This is a genomic window from Limnofasciculus baicalensis BBK-W-15, from assembly GCF_024178385.1.
Taxonomy (GTDB): domain Bacteria; phylum Cyanobacteriota; class Cyanobacteriia; order Cyanobacteriales; family Coleofasciculaceae; genus Limnofasciculus; species Limnofasciculus baicalensis.
Genome location: NZ_JAMZMM010000023.1, coordinates 7,151 through 32,784, shown reverse-complemented (window position 1 = coordinate 32,784; position 25,634 = coordinate 7,151). Strand labels below are relative to the sequence as shown.

Below are 25,634 nucleotides of genomic sequence, written 5' to 3'. Positions count from 1 at the left end.
CCTCTAACCTCTGATAAACTATCGAATAAATTATGCACTTTGTCGTTACAGGTGGTGCGGGTTTTATTGGCTCGCACCTGACAGAAAAACTACTGTCTGAAGGTTATCGCGTGACAGTGGTTGATAATTTAAGTACGGGTTGTTTAAGTAATTTACCCAACCATCCTCAGCTAAAACTTCTCCAAAAAGATATTTTAACCTGTCAGCCCGATGATTTTTCTGAACCAATTGATGGGATAGCGCACTTAGCAGCTACACCATCAGTAACAGCATCTTGGTTGGAACCTTTGGCTGCTCATGATAATAATTTATCGGCTACTGTTAGGGTAATCGAACTTTGTCAAATGCTGAAAATTCCCAAATTAGTATTTGCAAGTTCAGCGGCGGTATACGGGAATCAAACCCAATTACCAATAGTAGAATCACTCCCAACTCATCCCATTTCTCCCTACGGATTACAAAAGTTAGTTAGTGAAGAATACGCTAGTTTATTTTGCCAAAAGTTAGGGTTATCTTTTATTGGCTTGCGCTTCTTCAATGTATATGGTCCCCGTCAGATGCCAGATTCTCCCTATTCGGGTGTCATTTCTATCTTTGTCAAGGCAATGAAAGAAGGTTTCCCGATTACAATTTATGGGAATGGTGCGCAAACGAGGGATTTTATTTATGTGAAGGATGTCGCGATGGCATTAACCAAGGCTCTTATCGCTCCTAGGGAACCGGGATCTTCGTTAATCTGTAATTTAGGTACGGGGAAAACTACGTCTTTACTCCAATTAGTTGATATTCTCAAAACTTGCTTTCCGGAGTGGAAGTCTGATATTAATTTTGCTGCGGAAAGAATTGGGGATATTCGAGATTCTCAAGCGGATATATCGAAAGTTTCCTCAATTTTAGGCTTTGCACCGCAATCGTCAATTGCTGCGGGGATGGCGGGTTTGGTAGAATCATTAGTAATAGAGATGTAAGGGCGAATCGCTGCCAAAATCTATCGGAGTAACCAATAACTCCATTGACTCGCCCTCTGTTGTATATTCCTAATTCTTACATCCCAGAAACCCCCCAGAAACCGGGTTTCTTTGGTTTCTTTATACCTCACTCACTTGGATTTAAGCTCCCCAACTTCTTAGAGGAGTGAGGGATATTGGGGATATTATATTCCAATTGCTTAATCAGGCGATCCGAATCAGTTTTTGTTCGGATTGCTAATCGAAAAAATGCGCCATCTCCACGGAAGCGACTGGAAACATCTTTGACATAGATAGACTGCTCTACAAGCAATTTCTCAGCTAAAGTATTAGCTTGGGGACGATTTAAGTGTAATTTGGTAAGGAGGAAGTTACCACCACTGGGGAAAACTTTCTCGACAATGGGCAGAGATTCTAACATGTTGGCAAACTCGGCGCGATCTTTTGCTGTCTGTTCAAATGATTTTGCGATCGCATCCCGATGTTTTAATATTATCTCCAGAAAATGTTCGGCGATGGAGTTGAGGTTCCAGATGGGGATATTAGAATGGAGAAAATTATTAAATTCTTGATTAAAAGAATAGGTATAGCCGAGGCGGATACCGGGTACACCCAAAGTTTTACTAAGGCTTTTAATGACAATAATATTAGGCAATGGATCTTCTTCTAATAGTGAAACTAAGCTGGGTTGATTAGAAAAGTCGATGAAGGATTCGTCCACTATAATAAACTTGTCTGGACTTGCCTCAGCTAATCCACAAATCCAGTCTGAAATTAAGGTGGTTCCTGTTGGGTTATTGGGGTTGACGAAAACTATAACATCGTAAGAATGAACCCTATCAACGAGTCTATGTCCACTGATACCCACTTCATCGAAATAATATTCGGCATTGGGAAAGATGCGGTGGTACTCACCAAAAGTAGGACTGGGTAGGAGAACGCGCTGTCCGGCAAAGAAACGTGATAGGATCGGATAGACTTGCGCCGCACCATTGAGAACTGTCACATTTTCTTCTCGACATAATAGATGATAGGCTAGTTTTAGATTCAGAATTTCCTGGGAACTACCATAATTGTGAATCAATGCGGGTAGTCCATTTCGCAGTTCGGAAATAACTGCACCTGTGGGAAAATACATGTTTCGCAGGTAGCAAAAGTCGAGGAGATCGTAATTCCAATAACTACCGTGGGATCTCTGAACTAATGAGTAGCGGTTTCCTGAATCGAAGAGGTAGTTGGCTGAGTCGAAGTCGTTGGGATCGTCTAATTCTGCCCAGCAATCTCCTTCTAATATTTCTGCATGGATTACATCTCGCTGCATGGCGATAATCATGCCCAGAATTACTTCATAATAACACTGAGAATCGATTACTTTTGCATAATAGGTTAAGAGGTTTTTGAAAGTGCCTTGGCAAAACTCTTTAGAAAATTTATAAATGTTGAGGGTTTTATATTTATCAGCAAAGTTGAAATCTGCTCCTTGGAGGTGGGGTGGTATTACGTTGGTGACGATACCATCAACCACTGTGACGACTGTGCCATCCATACCTGTACGATAGCGATCGACGAGTGCTACATTGGGATGAGGTGAGGCAAATAGCCGTTTAAATACGGAAGATTCGACAACTAAATCGCTTTCGATGAGTACTATATCGTCGTCTATAAGTATTTCCTCGATTGCCATTGCTAGGGAGTAGATGTTATTAGTTTCAGCATAGCGATGGTTGTGAATAAATTGGAAATTGAGGGATGGGTGATGAGTCGTGACGTGTTCTCGTATTTCTTCCGATCGATAGCCTGTTACGATGGTAATTTGGGTGACTTTATTGGCAACTAGTAGATCAATTATACGGTCTAGGAGAGTGCGCTCGGCAATTTTTAAGAGGGTTTTGTGAGTTGTTAGGGTAAGGGGGCGCATCCGCTTACCAGCGCCAGCGGCTAGGATAATTGCTTTCATTGATTTTTACGGCTGAATGGCTAATGTTTTTTTAGTGTTGATAAACGTCTTTCGACTTTTCCGAGAGGATCTTTACATTAATATTCAGTATAGGGTAAAATCATACTCATTACGATTTAAGTGAAGGAATCATGTCAGCGCCAATTGGTTTCATCCTACTGACTCATACCAAACCCCATCAGATTATTCGGTTAGTCACCAGACTAAATAGTATGTTCGATTGCCCCCCGATTGTCTGTCATCATGATTTTTTCCAAAGTGACTTCCCGATAGATGCCTTATCAAAGAATGTTTTGCTTGTACACCCTCACATAAAGACTGGGTGGGGGAATTTTTCTGTTGTAGAATCTACACTGCGGGCACTTAGATTAATGTATCAAACCCCCGATTCACCAGACTGGTTTATATTACTTAGTGGAGCAGATTATCCAATCAAACCAGCAAATCAAATACTGGATGATTTAGCTTCGAGATCCTATGATGTTTATATCGAACATGAGCCAATTAAGTATAATGATTATGAGAGGGATTGGCAAAGAAAGTGCTATGAAAGATACTGTACTGTAAAGTTTCAGTTCTCGTTTCCCAACATAAATCTCCGTTTAACCAATGGAGAATTGACTTTAAAACACCCACTATTAACAAGATATTTTCTGCCCTTTTCCAGTAAATTTCGTTGCTTTGCTGGAGGACAGTGGTTTTGTGCTAACCGCAAAGCAGCAGAATATCTGATTGACTTTCATACTACAAAGCCTTCATTAGCCTCCCACTACTGTCAGGTGGAGATTCCAGACGAATCCTATTATCAGACGATACTGTGTAACAATCCTCACCTCAAAATCAAAAATAATCACTGGCGTTATATCGATTGGTCAAAGGAAGGGAAGCACCCAGAAACGCTCCTATTTGAAGATCTGCCAAAACTCCTGGCATCCTCAGCGCACTTCGCTAGAAAATTTGATGTCGATACAGATATCAGAATTCTTGATGAACTTGATGCTATTATCGGATAGTCTACCCGATCGTTAAGATTTACCTAAGATCTTTCATCAATCCTCCTAATGTCTACGATAATACCGAGAAGGATTATTGCTCAAACATTTATTCGTTTCACAAGATGACACAAAAACACGCGATCTCACTTCTGTTGGAAGCCTGTAAACAGCAGCTTCTTTTCTGGTATCAAACGATCAGAAAACCTGGGGTAATTCAGAGTGAAGGAATTGCTATTCCTATGGGTGAACATATTTCTAAAATTATACGTGATAATCTATACTGGGGTGGGTATGAGTCCGGTGAGATGGGATTTCTAAAATCTCACCTTGCCACCGATGATACTGTTATGGAAATTGGCGCTGGATTGGGATTTTTATCTGCTTATATAGCTAAAAAAATTGGTTCGGATCGAATTTTTGCCTACGAAGCTAATCCCAATTTAGAAAAACCGATTCGCGAATTGTATCAGCTCAATCAGGTGAACCCTACTCTTGATATTTGTTTGATTGGCAATAAAAATGGAGAAGAACTATTTTACATAGAAAAAGATTTTTGGAGTTCCTCTAAGATCCAGCAAAATCCTAATAGTCAACCGATTAAGATTCCTGTCAAATCATTCAATCAAGAATTGCGTTCGATTAATCCTTCTTTTTTAATCATCGATATTGAAGGAGGAGAGTATGAGTTGATGTCTTATGCTGATTGGTACAACGTCCAGAAAATTTTAATTGAGATTCATCCGCAGCAAATCGGACAGGAGCAGGCAGAATTCGTTCAATCTAAGTTGATTGAAGCTGGGTTCGAGATTAAACAAAAAAATTGTTCCTATCATTGGATCTTGTTTTTGCAACGGACAGTAACAACTGTGCCATCCATACCTGTACAATAGCGATCGACGAGTGCTACATTGGGATGAGGTGAAGCAAATAGCCGTTTAAATACGGAAGATTCGACAACTAAATCGCTTTGGATGAGTACAATATCATCGTCTATAAGTATTTCCTCGATTGCCATTGCTAGGGAGTAGATGTTATTAGTTTCAGCATAGCGATGGTTGTGAATAAATTGGAAATTGAGGGATGGGTGATGAGTCGTGACGTGTTCTCGTATTTCTTCCGATCGATAGCCTGTTACGATGGTAATTTGGGTGACTTGATTGGCAATCAATAGGTCAATTATACGGTCGAGAAGGGTGCGATCGCCAATTTTTAAGAGGGTTTTGTGAGTTGTTAGGGTAAGGGGGCGCATCCGCTTGCCAGCGGCTAGGATAATTGCTTTCATTGATTTTTACGGCTGAATGGCTAAGGTTTTTTGTGTTGATAAACGTCTTGGGACTTTGCCGAGAGGATCTTTACATTGATATTCAGTGTAGGTTAAAATTGAGAACTTGCACCAATGTCAACAAACCTGGAAAAGCTAGGTTTTTTGCGATCGCGTCAACGAATATTAACAATTAAATGAACATGATAAATAACTGGTATACGATCTGGAATCGCAAAGAGATAACAGACACACATAAGTCTATTCTAGCATCATTGATCGCCGCAGATGGTTTTGATACAGCTTACGGAGGAATTGAAGAATCTGCCTGGATAGATTACATTCAACGCCTAGCCATCAAGTTGGGAATTAGTCCAGATGATTCAGTATTTGAAGTGGGTTGTGGTGCAGGTGCTTTGCTTTATCCCTTCTACCAACAAGGAAATCCAGTGGCTGGGATTGATTACTCTGCCAAATTGGTCAAGATTGCGAAAGATACGATGCCAAAAGCAGCAATTAGCCTGGGGGAAGCAATTGATATTTCACTGGAAAATCAATTTGATATAGTCGTGTCAAATAGTGTTTTTCTTTACTTTCCCAATTATGACTATGCAGCCACGGTTCTTCATAACATGGTGAAAATTGCTAAGAAAAGTATTGGAGTATTTGAGATTCCAGATCTTTCTAAGAAGTCAGGAGCGCTCTTGATGAGAAAAGGAATGATGGGTGAGGCTGAATATGAAGAAAAATATCGAGGTTTAGATCACTTGTACTTTAGTAAAGATTGGTTCCGAGAAGTCTTGGCAAATTTATCTGTGGAAGTGACGATTGAAGATCAAGATATCCGAGGCTATGGGAATAGTCAGTATCGGTTTAATGTTTTGATTCATCAGATTTTATAAATCAGTTAGGTTTTAGTAAATAAAACCAAAATCCAGATCCCAGTAAGACTAATCAAATAAAAAAGCATACTTTGAAGATACTTTTGGATATTTTTTCTTAAGTTTGATCGCAGTTTCTGCAATATTTTTTTGACGCTGAAGAACTAATTCACAAGGATTATTAACCTTGTATTTGACTGGATTAATTAAAACTGTTATCAGCAAAGATGACTCATCTAATGTTAGATCTTTTGAAGGTTTATTAAAGAAGTGGTTAGCTGCTGCTTCAACTCCAAATACTCGATTGTCAAACTGAACTATGTTGAGATAAATTTCCAAAATTCTTCTTTTCGTTAAAATTCCCTCTAGGAGTAAAGTTAGATAAGCTTCAATTATTTTGCGAAAGTAAGTTCGAGATGGACTTAGGAAAAGATTTTTGGCTAACTGTTGAGTGATACTACTACCTCCTCTAACTTTATTGCCTGCACGGTTGCTACGCCAGCAATTCAAAATCTCTCTTAAATCAAATCCAAAGTGTTGTGGAAAAAGCCAATCCTCACTGGCAACTGCTGCCCAACGGATGTTTTCAGACATCTGTTTATAATTGACCCAAACACGATCGATTTCAGATGTTTCTCCTCTTGTTTTTAATATCCGCTGGGTTATCAAAATAAAAGATGTTGTACTAGGATTATAGAAAGATAAAATCAATACGGGTAATAGAGTTGAATAGTGAAATAAAAATAAACCTTTGATGATAATGGCTTGAATATTGTTGCTATATTCAAAAAAACATGCCGGAAATATAGCAAAAATAGAAATATAAGTGATGATTCTGAGTAATAAGTGAAGTATTACCATTTTAGAAATGGAATTAGTATCGCTACTAAGAGCAGATATTTTTTGTTTTACCAAGTCGCGAAACTCTTTACCGACTTCAGTTTTACTGAGATCGGAATTCCAAGGTAGTATCATTGGGTCCCACTTACCTGTCTGAGGTATTCCAAGTATAGCTTCTACTTCACCATGCCCTAGTACAGTTTCTGGAGTAACTGGAATATTGTAAAAATAGCATAATTCAGCAACAACTTGTGCCATTTTGTCCCATTGAATTTTAGTCATAGGAAAATAACCAGCCTCAAAAGGTGTTTCAATTGCCTCTGCCATACAGCAAACAGATATACCAATCGATCCCGTATTTAAACCTTTAGTATGTGCTGCATAAACATTGTCTTCGGTGGAAACGTTGTCTTTAATAGAGTGCGTTCCCTTGACTAATTTGCCATCATCTTCAATCAGGATATGGTAATGAGATTTATCTATGACTGAAGCTTTATATCCTCCTGCTGTCCAATGGAGAATCACACGTTTCATTGAGCAGGTTGGCATCCATTTTTTAGGAATAACTGTCATTTTCTTTTCTCTTTAATCTTATTGTTACAGCTAGGTTTTAGAAAATAAGACCAAAATTTAAGATGCCCAAATTCTTTAAGAAGTCTGGCATCTAGCTAGGAAAATATTTTCTTGGCAAATCGGTGGATTTTTTTCAATAAAGGTTTACCTAAGAATAGTAATTGTAAAGCTGTAACTGATAGAGGAATTGAAAAACCCCATCGGGTGTGGAGGGTAGTAACTTGACCGATAATATTGTTAACCGCCAACAAAATGTCGCCGTCACCTCGAAAATCGCTAGTGAGTAAAACTTTACCTTCTGCAGTGACTTCCACTACCCGTTTAATTGAAAGCAATTCTATCTCTTCCACCAATACAATCATTCCTGTCTGGATTGAATTATCAATTTTTTTAACAGTAATCCTGTCATGATAGGGAGTCAATAAGTGATATGTCCAGGAATATGGTCGATATCGCTCTTTTAGCCAAGTCTGATTGAGTGATATTTCTATTTGTCCCTCTTGTTGCAATTTTTGAGTGAGTAAAGCGAGTTTTTGGCTAGTGTTAAAGACTTGGAATTCCGCTTCTTGCCAAAATGATGCTCCGTATAGATAGGCTAAATATTCTGGGTATTTCTGTGGAATAGGATATTTTTCACCCAGAAACTCCACTGATTCTAGTTGGGAGAAAAAATCACTGTAATAAGGGGTTTGCCTGCAAATCCATCGATATCCTTTAAGCTGTTGAATTAGGCCAGGTTTCTCCATAATCTCAATGAGAATTTTTTCACCATTTCGGATAATGACAGTGTTCCATCTTTTGAGACTAGAAACTTTGAATGGTTCAAATCCAAGTTGGTATAAATCTGGCATTACTGCCAATATTTTACCTTTTTCTGTGATATAAGTGCCAATCATAATCCCGATATCATCGTCGCTGGCTTGACGGGATATGACTAAATCTAAGCAAGTTGTTTTAGCTAGGAAAAATCTAATTCCGTGTCGGTCAAAAATTTCTTTAATTAATCTTAAGTTTTCTTGAGGTATGTTCCAATTTTTTTTGCTCCATTGGCGGCTCATTTTGTTGTGATAATCCCAAAAGTCATCAATTGGTTGTTGCCATGTCGGACCATAGAGATATAGTAGATAGGCAATTGGATTTTTCGGTATTCTGTATATTTCTCCTAAAAATTTAATTTGATCTAGTTCGCTGAAAAAATCTACTTCTATTAAGTCACCGTCGGTTATCCAACCAATAATATCATTTCCTTTTTTGACAGGTTTTACCAAAAAGATGTCAATATCTTCTTTTTTTCGTCGTAGCCGTATTGTCGTAGAACTCCAAGGAATACGCTGAAAACCTAAAGTTTTTAATTCAGGCAGTAAGGCAATAACCCGCTGGCAATCTTGAATATATATTTCAACATCTGTGTCTTCATCGTTGGCGATAAAATTTTTCTCTCGAATCGCACCTAAACAGGTTCCCCAAGCTAACCAAAAGGTAATTCCATACTTATCTAAAATTGATTTTAGTAAGCTGAGGTTTTCTTTCGCTATTTCTCTGTTCATAGTTTTATAGGATAGTATTATTTGTCCTAATATCTGAGATAATACCACAAGATCCACCAAATTATCCGAGAAATAATATCTCTAGGAGATATCAATTGTCTGGTACTAATAATGAATGATTTGGATAGAAATATATCCCGAAATTTGCCTCCCTGAGTCTTATGTAAATGTTTGGCAACTCTATAGAGAGGGATCGTGGCAAAAGGATGCCGACATTCTCGAAGTAATATAGCTTCTTTTGGTGATAAACCATATAATAGAGAAGCATTCTTACTAAAACATTTATTCGTCAAAGGAGTTGATTTATTTTGAGCGATCGCAATTTGTGTAGTGCTGCGACTGTGAACTCGATAGCATACCAATGCTAGATCTAAATTGGCTAATTTATAGCGAGTAGCAACTCGTAACCAGAGATCGTAATCTTCTGGATATAAATCCTGATAGTTGCCAACCTGTAAAATTGCCAAGCGTCTGAACATAACAGATGGATGATAGATGAGATTGTCGCTCAATAATCCGTGAACAATATCATTGGAATCTAACGGCGTAGTGTACTCCTGTGTTCTCACACCACTAGCATCGATGATATGAATTTTACTACCTAAAACTGCTACTTCTGGATGGGCATCTAAAAAAGCAATTTGTTTCTCCAGTCGTTCCGGTAAATTGACATCATCTGCATCAATGCGAGCGCAAAATTCTGTATCGCATATTTCTACCATTCTGGCTAAAGAAGCTCCAACACTCAGGGGATCTCCTGTAATAACTTTTCCTGGTAACCGTGAAGGAATCCATTTTTGAAGTTCTGCTACAGTGTCATCAGTTGAACCATTATTCCAGACAATAACTTGCCAGTTTTTATCTGTTTGTGCTTCAATTGATGCTAAGGTTTCTGGCAAGTATGGCATTCCATTTTTTACAGGAATTAACCAGGTGACACGCTTTTGTTTAAGGTTCATTTTTTATCTGATTGACAATAAAATTACCAAATACTTTCCAAGTACAAGATAACACAAAAACACGCGATTAGAGGGGAAGTCCATTTGTTTAGTTTTTTTACAGAACCATCAGTTGAGTCATTATTAATGCTAAAATATCAAGAGAAATCCTAAGTTAATAAAATTTAATTGGAGAATTTATCCGTGTCCCTAAATGTATTGTCTTGGCTGATTCGCGCTCCTCTCTTCAACCGTCGAGCTAACGGCGCTGAAACACCTAGTACAAACTGGCGAGATCGCATATCTAACCGATATCAGATTCTGTTACGAGCCTGTAAACAGCAGATTCTTTTCTGGTATCGAACGATTAGAAAACCTGGGGTGATTAAAAGTGAAGGAATTGTTATTCCTCTGGGTGAACATATTTCTAATATTATACGTCAGGATCTATATAGGGGTGGGTATGAATCCTGTGAAATGGGAGTTCTGAAATCTCGGCTTGCCGCCGATGATACTGTGATGGAAATTGGTGCTGGATTGGGATTTTTATCTTGTTATGTAGCTAAAAAAAATGGTTCGGATCGAGTTTTCGCCTACGAAGCAAATCCCAATTTAGAAAAACCGATTCGCGACTTGTATCAGCTCAATCAAGTAAAACCTACTCTTGATATTTGTTTGATTGGTAAGGAAAATGGAAAAGAACTATTTTACATAGAAAAAGATTTTTGGAGTTCCTCTAAGATCCAGAAAAACCCTAATAGTCAACCGATTGAGATTCCCGTTAAATCCTTCAATCAAGAAGTACGTCGGATTAATCCTTCTTTTTTAATCATCGATATTGAAGGAGGAGAGTATGAGTTGATGTCTTATGCTGATTGGCATAACGTCCAGAAAATTTTAATTGAGATTCATCCAGAGCAAATTGGATACGAGCAAGCAGAATTCGTTGAATCTAAGTTGATTGAAGCCGGGTTCCAGATTAAACAAAAAATTTGTTTCCATAATTGGATCTTATTTTTGCAGCGTACAGTTTAAGTCTCTCTGGTGACAATGGTGCTAACTCTTATTGAATAGCAATGACATCAAATAAGGTTTAATGGCTCTAAGATGTAACCTGATTCCTGAAATGTATTTGTGATGGCTTTGCCCGCCAGAGGTATCACGCATCATTGCCCTCCCTTCTTTCACCCATAAGTAAGGCAAAAATCGATGTTCCCACCACCACGCCAATTCTGCGTATTTTGCTTTATATTCTTCTGGTATTTCTCTGCTTTCTTTCCATTTAGTAATTAGCTTCTGCATCTGAACTTCAAACTTCACAGTAGTCTGTGTTACCTGCTGAGAATGTCGGCGATAATAGTACAAGTTTTGGGAAATAAAATGGACTTCACTCAGGAGCACCACCTGAAGAAATAAATCTAACCCTTCACCACCTTGATTTAACCACTCACCCCATCCTGTTGTTTGTTCGTAAATGGTACGTCGCACCATAGCCATTGCTTCGGGTATGCAATCAAATCCTACTGATATAAATGGAGTTTCTGGTGTTTGATAGGGTAAGTCTTCGATCCCAAATCGGGAAGGAATACGTCGAGGTGTTTTTGCTGTTTTAATAATTTTATCTTCACTAGAAATAACATAATAATCGCAGAATGCCAAACCGACGTGAGGATGGGTATTGAGGTAATTCACCATCACTTCTAGCATCTGTGGTGCTAGGCAGTCATCTGGATCAAACCATAACAAATATTCACTTTGATGAGAACAAGCTTTAAAGCCATTATTTCGGGCATTTTGTACTCCACCATTCGGCTGTTCAACTAATTTAATTCGCGAGTCTTTTTGGGTGTAAGATAATATAATTTCAGCGGAATTATCGGTACTACCGTCATCGACGATAACTTGTTCCCAGTCTGTAAATGTCTGGGCTAGCATACTATCAATCGCTTTGGCGATGTATTTTTCTTGATTGTAGCAGGGGGCAATTACGCTGATTTTTGGCATGATAATATTGGGAAATAGAGGATGTAAAATTTTGCACCATTTGCAATAACCCGACAGTGGTTAAAACCACTGGCTAATAGCTAAAGTCCATTGAAATGGACTAAAAAACCGTTCATTTATTTCAGTCGGTTTCAACTGAGATCTTGCACCCTTCTCAATAACCGTAGGGTGGGCAGTCCCCACTAAGGTAATCATCAGCTTTTCAATCTATATTGGGGACTGCCCACCCTACATTAAACCCTAAAGTCCATTGAAATGGACTAAAAAGTATTTCATTTATTCCAGTCGGTTTCAACCGACTTAAGCTATTAGACAGAGAATTTATTCTCTGGCGGGTTGGGGGAAAAGTCAAATATTTCATCATATCCATTCACTTACCTTTTAGTAAATTGAACAATTTTAATAAAAAACCTTGAGGATTGAGTACCATTATCCATAACAAAAACTCAGCGGCTTTTAGCGGATTATTCTTCAAATTAAACTTAGCAGCTTTCAGATGATACAGTAAAGCAGCCTCCTGGCGAGTTTTTTGAGAAAGAATTGGCGAATACCAATGCTTTCTAATTACCATAGCGTGATATTCAGCTACCATCGCAGCTTGAGAGGTTAAACTAGATGATTGTTTTTTCCGATAACTGCCATATACACCAGGAATATAAACAAATTTAAACCCAGCTTCTGCTATCCTTAACCAATAATCCAAATCCTCAGCGGCTTTCAGATTTATTTCAAAATAACCCACTTTTTCCGGAATAGAGCTTTTCATCACAACTACGTTACTAGCTATATAATTTCTTCCTAAAAGACTAGCCGGGAACTCATCTACATCCTTTTGAGAAGGACCCCATATCCCAATAATTTTATCCGTACCATCCTGAAACATTTCAACTGTAGAGTAAACGATATCTCCGCCAGTTTTCTGGAGGGTATTTACTGCTGTTTCCAAATGATATGCTTTCCAAAGATCGTCATAATCGAGGAACGCTAAATACTCTCCTTTCGCCTGATTAATAGCTGTATTTCTGACACCGCTTACTCCTTGATTGTACTCGTGGCGAATATATTGTACCCTATCTTCCCCAACTTCTATGACAAACTCATTAACAATTGCTTCTGTTGCGTCATTAGAGGCATCTTCGACTACAATAAGTTCCCAGTTTTTATAAGTTTGTGCCTTAACACAAGCCAATGCTTCCGGAATAAGTTTTTCAGCCTTGTAAGCAGGCATAATGATACTCACAAGTGGTTCAGTCATATTTATTGATACCTAAAATATTCAGATAGTTTTGGGTGGCTGCTTCTACAGTAAACTGCTTTAACCAACCTGAATCTACAGACTTAATATCCCCAGATAACACCCGTAAAATTCCATCAGCCATAGCTTTATTATCACCAACAGGCACTAATTCCCCATACTTACCATTATCCAGAATTTCTGCCGGACCGCTAGGGCAATTTGTGGATACTAGTGGTGTTCCCAGCGCCATCGCTTCTATCAATACATTTCCTAAACCCTCCACAATTGAAGATAAAACAAATACCGATGAACGTGCCATATAGCTATATGGATCCTCCACAAAGCCAAGTAGCGCCACATTATCTTCTAAACCTAACTCGCGCACCAAATCCATTAGTCTTGGTTTATCTTCTCCATCACCTAAAATTACCAAGCGAGCGGGTAGTTTCTTCCGCACAAGTGCAAAAGCACGAATCAATGTTGGAAAATCTTTGACATTGCACAGTCTACCCACACCCAAAATAACTGGAATTTCTCCATCTTGAAACCAAGGATGAGTGACTGATTCTTTTGATATTTGGGATAATCTTTCCTCAATGATAGGGTTATAAATTGTTGTGATTAAACCAGGTTTTAATTTTAAATCATCTTCTAATTCTTGTGCTAATCCTTTGGATACGGTTACGATAGAATTAGCTTGGGGATAAAGGCAGCGCATCAGGAGAGGGATTAGCCAAGGTATAGTTCCTTTGTTTTTGATTACAGAGAAAGAACCGTGTTCAACAATGACTAAGTAGGTATTAATTCTTGATAAAGCAACAGCTAACACAACAAATACGTTGTAATACCAATAGTTAGATAGCACCAGATCTGGCTTTTCTTTTCGTAAGTAGCCGCATAAGGGAAATGTGACTCGGCTAATTTTTTTAAATGTTGGGCCAATAGGAGTTTTTAAATCAATAACTCGGACTTCTGAGGGAATTTTGTTGATCCATGAACCTTCAACTGCACCTAACACTAAGTCTATTTCTATTTTTAGATCTTTTTTCAGTATCTCTTTAAGCAAGTTCAAGACAACTCGCTCTGAACCTCCAGCAGCCATGTTTGGCATTACAACAGCAAGTTTTTTAAACTGATTCATATTTATTGACACCTAAAATATTCAGATAATGTTGAGTGGCTGCTTCCAATGTAAACTGATTAATCCAATCCGCCTCAACTGACTTAACTTGACCAGATAACACCCGTAAAATCCCATCAGCCATAGCTTTACTATCACCAACAGGCACTAATTCTCCATATTTACCATTAGCCAAAATCTCATCTGGACCGCTAGGGCAATTCGTGGAAACAACTGGAGTCCCTATCGCCATTGCTTCTATCAATACAGTCGGCAAACCTTCTTGAATTGAAGATAACACAAATACCGATGAACGTGCCATATAACTATATGGATTTTCAACAAAACCTAAAAACGCTACATCATTTTCTACTCCTAATTCCCGAGCCAAAGCCATTAACCTATCTTTTTGTTCACCTTCACCCAAAATTACTAATCTACTGGGTTGAAATTGTCGAACAATAGCAAAAGCACGTATTAAAGTGGTGAAGTCTTTTTGTTTTACCAATCGCCCCACACCTAAAATTATAGGAAGTTCCCCATCTTTAAACCAAGGATGTTCTACTTGTGCTTGTGCTTTAACTAATAAATTGGTAGCCAAGACAGGATTATAGATAGTTTTGATAGAATCAGCCTTGAGATGCAAGTAACTTTCCAACTCTCGCGCTAATCCTTTTGATACTGCAATAACTCCATCTACAGTTGGATAAAGCCATTGCATCGCTATGGGTAGAAACTTTTCCTGAAGTGTATTAAGTCTATCTTTTTTATCAGCTAAAGAAATATGTTCTACGAAGGCTAACTTAACTGGAGATAGGGCGATAATTTTGGCAATCGCCGCCACAACATTAGAGGTAAATAAGTGACAGACTAATATTTCTGGTTTTTCCTTCCGTAAATAACGCACTAGGGGTAAGATAATTTGGATAACACTGCTGAATCGGGGCTGAATTGGTATTTTTAAATCTATAACTCGTACTCCCGATGGAATCATTTGCTTAAATTGCCCTTCCCCATTAGCAACAACTAAGTCTAAGGGAATCTCTTCCATAGCAAATCCTTGGAGTAAGTTTAGTGCTACCCGCTGTAAACCGCCTCCATCTAAGTCTGGTATGATAAATGCTATGGATTTTAATTTATTCATAGCGATTGCTTTCTCTCCTTAACTATACTAGCTTACTCTTGTTAGTACTAAGCGCTTCAGCGCTGAAGCGCTTACTACAAACTTGGTCAAATTAGTGGGATATTTTATTATAATTAACCTCCAATTATCTCCCTATTCCCAAAATATTCAAATAGTTTTGGATAGAAGTATCCAAAGTAAACTGCCCCAACCATTCAGAATCAACTAACTGAGAATGCCCCGACAACACCCGCAAAATTGCTTCAGCCATCGTATTACTATCCCCAACTGATACTAACTCCCCATATTTACCATTATCTAATATTTCCGCAGGACCACTTTCGCAGTTAGTAGAAACTACAGAAATTCCTACTGCTAATGCTTCAATTAAAACCGTTGGTAAACCCTCCCACGCTGAAGATAAAACAAATAATTTTGCTCGCTGCATATAAGCAAAAGGATTATCCACAAAACCTACAAAATCTACATCTTTTTCTATTCCCAATTCCCGCGCTAAAGCTTTAAGTGTTTCTGACTCTCTCCCACTCCCCAAAATCATTAATCGTGCTGGTTTTACCTGTCGCACTTTGGCAAAAGCACGAATTAAAGTGGAAAAGTCTTTTTGTGCTACCAGTCTCCCCACCCCCAAAATTACTGGGGCTTCTCCAGGTAGAAACCAAGGGTGATTAACAGCTTCTTTTGCCTTGTTGAATAACTCTGGAGTAATCACTGGATTGTAAATAACTTGTATCCGCTCTTTCCCAATACCAGTTATCTTAGATAAATCATTAGCTACTCCCTGAGAAACAGTAATAATACCATCAGCCCAAGGATAAAATAATCGTGCTGTCATGGGAATTAACCGTGCCGAAACCTGTTCTACTTTTTGTGCTTCCACCGAAAGAGTAGTATGTTCCGATACTATTACGCGAGTCGGTACTCTAGCAAGATGTTTAGCAATAACCGCAATTTCATTAGGATAGTGGGTGGCGGAAATTAATGCCAGTGGCTGCTCTTGTTTGAGGTAACTTATTAACTTGGGCAAACTACCTGTAGAGGTAAAACCTGTGGGGAGGTTGAATATTCTATCTTTACCAAAGTTAGCGGCATTAAAATCAATTAATCTAATTTCATCAGGTACTCTATTTAGATACTCTCCTTCGGCTTTGGTGAGCAATAAATCAACCTTGACACCTTGTTTGGCGATACCGCAAGCTAAGTTTAACATTACCCTTTCTGCTCCACCACCCGCAAGATTGCGAAGGAATAAAGCAACGCGAGGTTGGGTTTGGGAACGGGTAAAAATAAGAGGGTGTCCCCAGGAATCAGTAATATTCAATATCAATCACCTTCTATCATTTCAGGTTTTAGATCTCGATAGATTAAATCTTTTCGGGAGTTTATTTAGTGATACAACCTGAAATGCACAATTCCTGAAAGTCCGGCATTTTCGCTGAGTCTTGAATTAGATACAGCACATTGGAGATTTCTCAAGTAAATCCCAGAAACCGGGTTTCTCAAAGAAACCCGGTTTCTTTGTACCTCACATACCTGAAAATTACTGTAATTAGTAGCCGTCTTTACATGAACTTGCATCTAGTCCATCCTAGCTCACGCGATCGCAACTGTCAACTCGGGGGCGTATCTTCAAATTACGCATGGGATTATTCAGATTATTGATATTCCTAACCATCGTATTTTTACAGCATTTTTTGCTTTAGATAGATAAACTAAAAAGAAACCGGGTTTCTTCAAGAAACCCGGTTTCTAAGATGTACTTCATCCAACTGAAAACCGCTATAATTCAATCTTCACCATCCTCCTCATCATCCTCATCCAAATTCTGTCGCAATCCTCCAGGTAAAGCCGCAATAATCGCATCTAAAACCCTCGCCACAGGTACAATTACTAAACCCATATCTGGCAAAACTTGACCCTTGGGAATAATTGCTCTTTTAAACCCCAATTTTGCAGCTTCTTTTAACCGTAACTCCATCTGAGGAACCAAGCGCACTTGTCCGCCCAAACCCACTTCCCCAATCATTACTGTACGCGGATCGACAATGCGATCGCGAAAACTAGCCACAACTGCGATTGCGATGCCTAAATCTGCTGCTGGCTCCTCCACCCCCAACCCGCCAGCCGTCGCCACATAAGCATCCAATTTTGATAAAGGAATCCCCACCCGCTTTTCCAAGACTGCGAGAATTTGCTGCAATCGATTATAATCAATCCCTGTAGTTGACCTCCGTGGCGCACCATAACTTGCCGGAGCAACTAATGCTTGTAATTCGACCAAAATTGGACGAGTCCCTTCACAAGCCACCACAGTAGCCGTTCCCGGACTCATCTCATCCCGATTACCTAAAAATAACTCAGACGGATTTAAAACTTCCTGTAAACCCTTATCCGCCATTTCAAAAATACCGATTTCGTGAGTAGCACCAAAGCGATTTTTCACAGAGCGGAGTAACCGATGAGAAGCAAAGCGATCGCCCTCAAAATATAGTACAGTATCTACTAAATGTTCCAAAACTCTCGGGCCTGCGATCGCGCCTTCCTTAGTCACATGCCCAACAATTAATAAAGTAATATTTGCCCGCTTCGCCACCCGCATCAAAGCAGACGTACATTCCTTCACCTGCGTCACGGAACCTGGTGAAGAAGTTAAAGTAGCTAAATAAATAGTCTGAATACTATCAATTACCGCCACCTGTGGTTTGAGAGACTCCAATTCCCGCAAAATCTCCTCCAAATCAGTTTCTGCTAAAACATAAAGATTTGGTTCATTAATTGGCAGACTTTTACTTCCATTAGCAGAATTAGGATCTGCGGAATTTGAATGAGACACCTCATCACCCAATTCTCCTTTTTTACCACGCTTTTTTCCCGTACCATTATTACTTTCATTCTCCACAGGCATCTCGCAGACACCCAAACGAGAAGCACGGAGTTTCACCTGTTGTCCCGACTCCTCTGCACAGACATAGAGAACCCGATGTTCTATGGCAATTTTATGCGCTACTTGCAAAAGTAGTGTAGACTTACCAATACCAGGATCGCCACCAATCAAAACCAACGAACCCGGAACGACACCGCCACCGAGAACGCGATCGAGTTCACTATAACCTGATGCAAATCGCATCTGCACGTTATCAGAAATCTCCGAGAATTTGAGAGAAGATCTTGGTTTAGTCTGTCCAGTGGTTCCAGCTTTAAGATGAGAGTGGCTATCAGCTTGCCAACCACCTCGATTACTGTTAGCTGTAGGTGATAAAAGATTCTCTTCCAAGGAATTGTAAGTATCGCAGGATGGACATTTCCCATACCATTGCCCAGACTCAGCACCACAGGAACTACAAATATATACGGACTTAGACTTAGCCATCCCGCTCTCCTGATGTTAAAAAATGTTAAACAATGCTTAAGACTTCAACAAACACCGACTTAGCAACGTTAAAAAGCTGAAGGGGAAGTCAGACTCCTTATAGAGACAAACAGGAACAATCGCAGAATTTTCCGTCTATCCCTCCATCTATAACGTGGAAGTTGGCAGTCGGAAGTCTTCGATCTTTCACCCTTCACCCTTCACCCTTCATCCCCCATCTCTTAAAAAATTGTCGTGCATCGTTATATTGTAGAGATAAGCTGATGATAAATTAACAGTTTACAGACGTTATATGAGGAGTATTCAGTAAATTGGAAATTCATAAAGAAAAAATTCTGGTAGTCGATGATGAAGCAAGTATCCGCCGCATCCTGGAAACTCGCCTTTCCATGATTGGTTACGATGTCGTCACAGCCGCAGATGGGGAAGAAGCCCTAGAAACCTTTCGCAATTGCGAACCTGACTTGGTTGTGTTAGATGTGATGATGCCCAAACTAGATGGCTATGGTGTCTGTCAAGAGTTGCGCAAGGAATCCGACATCCCCATCATCATGCTCACCGCATTGGGTGATGTCGCTGATAGGATTACCGGATTGGAGTTGGGCGCAGATGACTACGTGGTGAAGCCCTTTTCTCCCAAAGAGTTAGAAGCCCGGATTCGCTCCGTATTACGACGGGTAGACAAAGTGGGTGCTTCCGGAATTCCCAGTTCCGGTGTAATCCACGTTGCCAGTATTAAAATTGACACTAACAAGCGTCAGGTTTATAAGGGAGACGAGCGTATCCGCCTCACGGGAATGGAATTTAGTCTCTTGGAATTATTAGTCAGTCGCTCTGGGGAACCTTTCTCCCGTTCCGAGATTTTACAAGAAGTTTGGGGTTATACACCGGAGCGTCACGTTGATACTCGTGTGGTAGATGTCCATATCTCCCGGTTACGCGCTAAGTTGGAAGACGATCCCAGTAATCCAGAGTTAATTCTCACTGCCAGGGGTACTGGATATTTATTCCAACGGATTATTGAACCTGGAGAGGAGTAACTACTATAGCAGTCGCTTTCGTCGGTTAAGGCATTCTCAGCTACCAAATTTTAACAAGGGGCTGAGAGCCAATTGTCCTAACCGCTGTGGCGGTTGCTATATCTCGCTTCTAAACTGAACTGAATAATCAATAAAAATCTAGTTTTAGTAATTTCGATCGAGTTGTATGGCCCAGTATCCAGAAATAGATTACAGACATGTATTGTCTGAACTTTCCGTTAATCGTAAAGATCCATGTGAAATCATCCGTGAGTTGATATCTAATTCCTATGATGCTCAAGCATCCAGGATTGAAATTTTTCCATTATTAAAGGATAAAGGATTTATCTATTTTGACGATGGTACTGGTTTAAGTGAAACAGTTGAAACCAATGGCATAACTCCCTACAGAGCTTTTTTCTCTATAGGGAGATCTACTAAAATACAGGGTGAATTAATCGGTTATAAGTGCCAAGGTTCAAAGCTGTGCTTTGCTTCCAAAAGAATTACTTTAATTACACGCTGTAGCCAGGATGAAAACTGGCGTTCGATATCTATTGATAATCCCAAAGATAATTTGACTCAACAATACGATATCCAATCACAGCTAGATAATAGTCCCTGGCAAACCCTGAGAAACTTATTTTCTAGACCAAATAAACAAACAGTAAATATTCTCGATCATTTGAGTGAAGAATTCTTCACGAACAGCTTTTCTAGGGGAGCAATGATCGTTGTTCAGGGTATTGAAGTAGAAAAATTCTCAGACTATTACGACTCGGCTGATGACGGTAGCAGAAAATGGTCATACTTAAAACATTACATACGCTTTAATACAAGACATGGAGATATCAGGTGTCTTCGATCTAAGGAAACAGGATTTTCAGAGGCTAAATTTGAAAGCTTTAAACAGTCCCCAGGATACAACGATCAGTGTGAATTATATCTCTGGACACAAGATAACTTGAAGAAAATTGAGACTGGGTATCCCTACTTAGAGAAGCCGGACGATCTAGATAAATCGCAAATCAAAAGTCCCGCTCAAATATCAAGATTAAACGATGGCAGATTTTCGGCTCGTGGGGCTATGAATTTTCAGTTTGAGGACGTTAATTACTGTTTAGTTATAGCAATTGATGGTAATCGCAGAGCGCTTGATAAATATCAAGAACTAGGCCGAAGAGGTGATAAAAGATCTGGAATTAGGTTAACCGATCAAAGAGGTACATTTATTTGTTCAGAGGGAATAAAAATTTGCAATTACAATGAGATATTTGACCATTCTAAGCTAGAAGATTACTCAGTGCTTAATACGCCGAATGCCCAGTCTCACTACATTTTCATGATTAATGGCAGCTTTGATGTTGTTACAAACCGAAACTCATTAACTGAAGCTGCATTAAGAATTCTACAAGATGACTCCTTTGTCTATAATATCAAACGGTTTTTTGATGCAGCAATGAATCAAACTAGCGTTTTTCGTGAACTTATCGAAAGGCTTAATAAGGAGAATCACGATGCCAAACTAGAAGGTTATACCAAAAAGCTGAATAAACTCAAGGAAGAGATTCAAGACAGAAGCAGATTTCAGGTAGAGGATATAGAACAACTTAAGGGAAAGTGGCTGGTAGAACCTAGTATTGGAGAAGAGCATTGGGTGGGAGCATTGTACACGATGTTTGCCCACCTTGTCACTCCTGACTCAAATTACGCTCATCTTTGGCTATCTCCGCGAACCTTCTCTGGCATGGGAATTGATAGCATTGCTGTCAGTATTGGAGAAAACAGCCTGGCAACAAACGTTCACAAAGCTCTTGAGTACAAGTATAATCTATCTCCTAGTGACGAGTTTAATCATCCATTGATATTGACTGACCAAATTGTTTGCTGGGAAATGCCAACTCCACAAGAAGGCGATCAGATTAAGGACTCATACAATTATTATGGATACATATCCTTACCTGAAGAACTTCATGGCATTGGCTACGAAATTATCAAAATCCAGAGTCGAACAGCAGAATTTCACGGTGGAAATATAAAGGTAATCAGCCTCAAAGCGCTACTCAATAAAACATTCAATTGCCAATGGAAAACTCCCCCACCAAAAGTAGGCGATACCCAGAAAAAAAAGGGTGGTAAAAAGTCAAAATAATAGTTTTTACCCAACCAGGACACTAAACCATAAAAAGCATATTATACTGTGACAAATCTGGCTAAGTGCGTAAGTGTTCTAGACAATAACAAACCAACAACAAACAACCAACAACAAACAACCAATGACTAAACCAGATCGCAATTCTGTACTCCGACAGTTACCCTTCGTTGTTGGGGGATTAGGAGGGACACTACTTTTTGTCAACCGTGTCCTCACGCCTCAGCTAACTGATGCTCAGGCTCGTTCTGATGCACTGGGGGTAATTGTTTGTGCAGTATTAATTTTAACCGGATTATTATGGCAGGAAGTCCAACCGCGATCGCCCGATGCGGTAAATTTAATTGGTGAAGAAGGATTTGAACTCGCACCAGATTTACCAGATCCCGTCAAAATAGAACTAGCTTGGGCATCACATTTATTATTAACAAATACAGGAACGCGATCGCTAGTCGTCTTCTATCAAGGTAAAGTCTTGCTACGGCGCGGGATTTTGGGCACAAATGCCGATGTGAAACCGGGCGCGATTCTCCAGCGGGTGCTAGAGAAGCAAAAACCTGTTTACTTAGTTAAACTCGCACTTTATCCCGGCAAAATAGAATTTGACTATTTACCAGAAAACACTCAAGGTGTAATTTGTCAACCTATTGGTAATGCTGGTGTATTAATTTTGGGAGCAAATGCGCCTCGTAGTTATACAAAACAAGATGAAATTTGGATTGAGGGGATTGCCGATAAATTAGGAAATACTTTATCTTGATAGCCAAAAAACCTAACCCCCCAGCCCCCTTCCCTGCGTTAGCGTTAGCGAAGCTTGGCGTTAGCCTAGCGGCACGAAGTGCGGGAAGGGGGAGCAAGCTACAAAGGGAAGGGGGGCAGGAAATCTTACCTTAATGTCGGCAGAAGGCTCCCGCTATAACCGAGGCGGATTTACCCTCGCGCAGCCTTCTGCCGCCAATGGTTTAGCGGTGAAATGTAGGCTCCGCCGTGCCGAAGGCTATCTATTGTCTCAAATAAACAGCGTCGGCGATACTTTGAAGTAATCACCAAGTACCTTGGCTTGTGCCTTACTAATTGATCGCTTGCCATTCACCACCTCCGACACCACACCACTCGATCCGAGTGTACCAACCAAGTCAGCTTGACGAGTGCCACTGGACTCCATAATGTGTTGGAGGATTTCATGAGGCATAGCTTGATCCATTGGATAGTGCTGTGCCTCATACGCTTCAATCAGAATCACTAGCAACTTGTGTAAAGATCGATCCTCCGCCGTTCGTTTTTTTGCAAAGGTTAGCCGTTGTGCCACTGCTAGAATGCGATCGTACTCCTCCTGAGTTTCGATCGCTTTGGGCGCGACTTCAGCTAGTAAATTCCGATAAGCAGTTTGGTCAAAAGTAAGGGTCATTTTTCCACTTGCCCTTGTCGTATTCGGCATGAGTTAGAAAGTATTTGTAGAAAATTGTTTGATCTTCGTAGTCGATACCGACAATCAGGCGATAGTCATTGCCTTTAATATTGAAGACAGTGAAGTTTCCCACTGCTTCAGCATCTCGGTAAATCTTACGAACATCCTCTAAGTTGCCCCATTCTGCCTTCTTGACAGTTGCGTACCATGCGTCGATTTGGTTTTTGACATCAGGGTACTCGGCAGCATCAGCACGGAGGTAGCGAATTGCAATCAGGTGCATTTATCTGTAGTTGTTATTGTCATCGGCAGGAAAACAAATTTATCAGTATTCTATCAATCCTCTCATTTTGAGAGAACATTGTCAAGATGCGATGGCAATCTCGTAATCTTCTTCATTCAGGATGGGCTTGGGCTGAGATTTCGCGCTAACAATCCCCTCGATTCGGCAATTCGTCCGGTTTTGGATATATATGTTGAGTATAAATATTAGGACTTACGCAAAGCCTCTATCTGTAGGGTGCGTTATCCTCTGCTAACGGACTATTCCCACTATCAGTAGTGTGGCTGCGTAAGTCCTGAAATATTTTACTCTATCCTAGATTAGATTACCCCGGAGTTGAAGATGGTTAGCGATCGCATCAGTCAATTGCAACACAACCTTGAAATACTATATGAGCGCCGCAATGCCCTAGAGCAGGGAAGATTGCTGACACCAGACGATGACAAGGCAATCCAGAATCAGCAAACTATACAGATCAAGATTCGACCTCAGATTCGGGAGTATGAGGAAGAACTATTTCTACGACTACAACAGGAAAGTGCTAGTGTAACTTTTGTGGAAGCAGATGCTCAAGTTATTGTAGATGCCTTAAGTCAGGAAATTGTCCGGGTACAGCTTCAGCCGGATAAATATACAGAGGAGATGGTGGAATTGTTGAAAAGCATCGAAGCCAAACTGAATCAACCCGGAGCCACTGCTGATGCCAAACTCAAGGGTACACTATCGATTTTTCCGCCGTTTATTGGGTTATCCTACGAAGCATCGTTAGATACTGAGAATTTTTGTCGTCAGCATTTTCCCACCTTTACGCGGTTGATTAAAGGCGCAAAAAAGTAACACCCCCCGCTAAAAAACCCGAAGAACCGGGGGGGAAACGGAAAAAACGGGCTTGGCTAATTGCAGGGACAATCGCGCTATTAAGTATCAGTAGTGTTGGAGTAGGTTGGTATTTTCTACAGCCGAAGCAATCCCCTATACCCACGACACAAACTAGCCCACAACAAACCAAAACTGTAACAGTGTTGGTAGCTGAGTTTGATGGGGTGGATGAGAAAAATAATCCCATAAATTATCAAGTAACGGAAACAATTTTCCAGAAGTTGCAGGAAGCGACGAGAAATTCCCAAACCGTGAAAATATTACCACTAAAGCAGGCGATTAGTCAGCAAGAGGGTTACGGGAAAGCGCGGGAATTAGGCAAAGCGCAAAATGCCGATATTGTGATTTGGGGTAGGTATAGCAAGACGGAGAAGACAGCGAGCGTTAGTGTAAATTTTGAGATACTTTCAAAAGCGAAGAATTATCTCGATTTAGGTAAGCAAGCGCAGGGAGAAATTCGCACTATGGCAGTGGCTTCCCTAACAAATATTGAGATACAAATTGATTTGGCAGAGGAACTAAAATATTTAACGCTGGTGACATTGGGGGTGTCTGCTTATGCAGGGGATGATTGGGATAATGCAATTAAGCAACTAACGGCTGCGCTTTCAGAGGGTAAAGCAAACAAAGCAGCACTCGATCCAGCCTTTATCTATTTCTATCGCGGCACTGCTTACAACAATAAAGGGGACTTTGATCTCGCCATTACCGATTACAACAAAGCAATCCAACTCAATCCAAAATTGGCAGAAGCATTCTACAATCGCGGCGTTGCTTACGGCTCTCTAATGAAATATAATAGTGCGATTGCCGATTACAACAAAGCTCTCAAACTCAATCCTAAATTCGCCGATGCCTTCATCAATCGCGGCTTTGCTTACAGCGAAAAAGGGGAATACGATCGCGCTATTGCCGATTATAATGAAGCTCTCAAACTCAATCCCAAAAACGCAGATGCAGATGCCTTCAACAATCGCGGCGTTGCTTACTACAAGAGAGGGGAATACGATCGCGCTATTACCGATTACAACGAAGCAATCAAACTCAATCCAAAATACGCA

At 40.0% G+C, this 25,634-nt stretch carries 23 protein-coding genes; 10 read left to right on the top strand and 13 right to left on the bottom strand.

What is annotated here, in order from left to right; genetic code table 11:
* Window positions 1-32 precede the first annotated feature (32 nt).
* Window positions 33-968 (top strand): NAD-dependent epimerase/dehydratase family protein, encoded by a 936-nt coding sequence (locus NJ959_RS04240; protein WP_254010506.1) that lies wholly within the window; start codon window positions 33-35, stop codon window positions 966-968.
* 127 nt (window positions 969-1,095) lie between these two features.
* Here the strand turns inward: NJ959_RS04240 and NJ959_RS04235 are convergent, their stop codons facing one another.
* Window positions 1,096-2,925: an aminotransferase class I/II-fold pyridoxal phosphate-dependent enzyme gene (locus tag NJ959_RS04235; protein ID WP_254010505.1), complete on the bottom strand. Its 1,830-nt coding sequence runs from the start codon at window positions 2,923-2,925 to the stop codon at window positions 1,096-1,098.
* A 131-nt stretch (window positions 2,926-3,056) separates the two neighbouring features.
* Between NJ959_RS04235 and NJ959_RS04230 the strand changes: the two genes are divergently transcribed.
* Window positions 3,057-3,938, top strand: coding sequence for a beta-1,6-N-acetylglucosaminyltransferase (locus tag NJ959_RS04230; protein ID WP_254010504.1), 882 nt, complete (start codon window positions 3,057-3,059; stop codon window positions 3,936-3,938).
* A 104-nt stretch (window positions 3,939-4,042) separates the two neighbouring features.
* Window positions 4,043-4,810 carry an FkbM family methyltransferase gene (locus NJ959_RS04225; protein WP_254010503.1) on the top strand — a complete coding sequence of 256 codons (768 nt, stop codon included), beginning with the start codon at window positions 4,043-4,045 and terminating at the stop codon, window positions 4,808-4,810.
* On the opposite strand, the gene NJ959_RS04220 is transcribed toward NJ959_RS04225, so the two are convergent.
* Window positions 4,750-5,202 carry a phosphocholine cytidylyltransferase family protein gene (locus NJ959_RS04220; protein WP_254010502.1) on the bottom strand — a complete coding sequence of 151 codons (453 nt, stop codon included), beginning with the start codon at window positions 5,200-5,202 and terminating at the stop codon, window positions 4,750-4,752. The two genes, NJ959_RS04225 and NJ959_RS04220, sit on opposite strands and share 61 nt — an antisense overlap.
* A 176-nt stretch (window positions 5,203-5,378) precedes the next feature.
* Between NJ959_RS04220 and NJ959_RS04215 the strand changes: the two genes are divergently transcribed.
* Window positions 5,379-6,083 carry a class I SAM-dependent methyltransferase gene (locus tag NJ959_RS04215; protein WP_254010501.1) on the top strand — a complete coding sequence of 235 codons (705 nt, stop codon included), beginning with the start codon at window positions 5,379-5,381 and terminating at the stop codon, window positions 6,081-6,083.
* A 48-nt stretch (window positions 6,084-6,131) separates the two neighbouring features.
* Here NJ959_RS04215 and mtgA read toward each other — a convergent pair whose 3' ends face one another.
* The 3 genes from mtgA to NJ959_RS04200 all read right to left on the bottom strand — a co-directional run bounded on the left by mtgA (window position 6,132) and on the right by NJ959_RS04200 (window position 9,981).
* Window positions 6,132-7,475, bottom strand: coding sequence for a monofunctional biosynthetic peptidoglycan transglycosylase (mtgA, locus tag NJ959_RS04210; RefSeq protein ID WP_254010500.1), 1,344 nt, complete (start codon window positions 7,473-7,475; stop codon window positions 6,132-6,134).
* Between the two features lie 95 nt (window positions 7,476-7,570).
* On the bottom strand, window positions 7,571-9,022 hold the full coding sequence (locus tag NJ959_RS04205) for a LicD family protein (protein ID WP_254010499.1): 1,452 nt from the start codon (window positions 9,020-9,022) through the stop codon (window positions 7,571-7,573).
* A gap of 26 nt (window positions 9,023-9,048) precedes the next feature.
* Window positions 9,049-9,981: a glycosyltransferase gene (locus tag NJ959_RS04200; protein ID WP_254010498.1), complete on the bottom strand. Its 933-nt coding sequence runs from the start codon at window positions 9,979-9,981 to the stop codon at window positions 9,049-9,051.
* A gap of 183 nt (window positions 9,982-10,164) precedes the next feature.
* Here NJ959_RS04200 and NJ959_RS30410 point away from each other — a divergent pair, with 183 nt between their 5' ends.
* Window positions 10,165-10,995, top strand: a complete 831-nt coding sequence (locus tag NJ959_RS30410; RefSeq protein WP_254010497.1) for an FkbM family methyltransferase — start codon at window positions 10,165-10,167, stop codon at window positions 10,993-10,995.
* Between the two features lie 21 nt (window positions 10,996-11,016).
* Here NJ959_RS30410 and NJ959_RS04190 read toward each other — a convergent pair whose 3' ends face one another.
* The 6 genes from NJ959_RS04190 to radA all read right to left on the bottom strand — a co-directional run bounded on the left by NJ959_RS04190 (window position 11,017) and on the right by radA (window position 18,832).
* Window positions 11,017-11,964 (bottom strand): glycosyltransferase family 2 protein, encoded by a 948-nt coding sequence (locus tag NJ959_RS04190; RefSeq protein ID WP_254010496.1) that lies wholly within the window; start codon window positions 11,962-11,964, stop codon window positions 11,017-11,019.
* A gap of 370 nt (window positions 11,965-12,334) precedes the next feature.
* Window positions 12,335-13,219, bottom strand: coding sequence for a glycosyltransferase family 2 protein (locus NJ959_RS04185; RefSeq protein ID WP_254010495.1), 885 nt, complete (start codon window positions 13,217-13,219; stop codon window positions 12,335-12,337).
* On the bottom strand, window positions 13,212-14,342 hold the full coding sequence (locus NJ959_RS04180) for a glycosyltransferase (protein WP_254010494.1): 1,131 nt from the start codon (window positions 14,340-14,342) through the stop codon (window positions 13,212-13,214). Before NJ959_RS04180 ends, NJ959_RS04185 begins: the two co-directional genes overlap by 8 nt.
* Entirely contained in the window at window positions 14,329-15,465 is a 1,137-nt protein-coding gene (locus NJ959_RS04175; protein ID WP_254010493.1) for a glycosyltransferase, read from the bottom strand. Before NJ959_RS04175 ends, NJ959_RS04180 begins: the two co-directional genes overlap by 14 nt.
* A gap of 124 nt (window positions 15,466-15,589) precedes the next feature.
* Window positions 15,590-16,783 (bottom strand): glycosyltransferase, encoded by a 1,194-nt coding sequence (locus NJ959_RS04170; RefSeq protein WP_254010492.1) that lies wholly within the window; start codon window positions 16,781-16,783, stop codon window positions 15,590-15,592.
* A gap of 465 nt (window positions 16,784-17,248) precedes the next feature.
* Complete coding sequence (gene radA / locus NJ959_RS04165; protein WP_254010491.1) at window positions 17,249-18,832, bottom strand: DNA repair protein RadA; 1,584 nt, start codon at window positions 18,830-18,832, stop codon at window positions 17,249-17,251.
* A gap of 311 nt (window positions 18,833-19,143) precedes the next feature.
* Between radA and rpaB the strand changes: the two genes are divergently transcribed.
* The 3 genes from rpaB to NJ959_RS04150 all read left to right on the top strand — a co-directional run bounded on the left by rpaB (window position 19,144) and on the right by NJ959_RS04150 (window position 22,763).
* A complete protein-coding gene (gene rpaB / locus NJ959_RS04160) occupies window positions 19,144-19,872 on the top strand; it encodes a response regulator transcription factor RpaB (RefSeq protein WP_254010490.1) in 729 nt (242 codons plus the stop codon).
* 166 nt (window positions 19,873-20,038) lie between these two features.
* Window positions 20,039-22,003 carry an ATP-binding protein gene (locus NJ959_RS04155; RefSeq protein WP_254010489.1) on the top strand — a complete coding sequence of 655 codons (1,965 nt, stop codon included), beginning with the start codon at window positions 20,039-20,041 and terminating at the stop codon, window positions 22,001-22,003.
* A gap of 124 nt (window positions 22,004-22,127) precedes the next feature.
* Window positions 22,128-22,763 carry a cofactor assembly of complex C subunit B gene (locus tag NJ959_RS04150; protein ID WP_254010488.1) on the top strand — a complete coding sequence of 212 codons (636 nt, stop codon included), beginning with the start codon at window positions 22,128-22,130 and terminating at the stop codon, window positions 22,761-22,763.
* 249 nt (window positions 22,764-23,012) lie between these two features.
* On the opposite strand, the gene NJ959_RS04145 is transcribed toward NJ959_RS04150, so the two are convergent.
* Both NJ959_RS04145 and NJ959_RS04140 read right to left on the bottom strand, forming a co-directional pair.
* Entirely contained in the window at window positions 23,013-23,411 is a 399-nt protein-coding gene (locus NJ959_RS04145) for a helix-turn-helix domain-containing protein (RefSeq protein WP_254010487.1), read from the bottom strand.
* Window positions 23,395-23,694, bottom strand: a complete 300-nt coding sequence (locus NJ959_RS04140) for a type II toxin-antitoxin system HigB family toxin (protein WP_254010486.1) — start codon at window positions 23,692-23,694, stop codon at window positions 23,395-23,397. The genes NJ959_RS04145 and NJ959_RS04140 overlap by 17 nt, the downstream gene beginning before the upstream one ends.
* A 342-nt stretch (window positions 23,695-24,036) precedes the next feature.
* Between NJ959_RS04140 and NJ959_RS04135 the strand changes: the two genes are divergently transcribed.
* Both NJ959_RS04135 and NJ959_RS04130 read left to right on the top strand, forming a co-directional pair.
* The gene (locus NJ959_RS04135) at window positions 24,037-24,531 is read left to right on the top strand and encodes a hypothetical protein (RefSeq protein WP_254010485.1); all 495 of its coding nucleotides are present in this window, start codon (window positions 24,037-24,039) and stop codon (window positions 24,529-24,531) included.
* Between the two features lie 182 nt (window positions 24,532-24,713).
* On the top strand, window positions 24,714-25,634 hold a 921-nt coding region (locus NJ959_RS04130), incomplete at its 3' end, for a tetratricopeptide repeat protein (protein ID WP_254010484.1).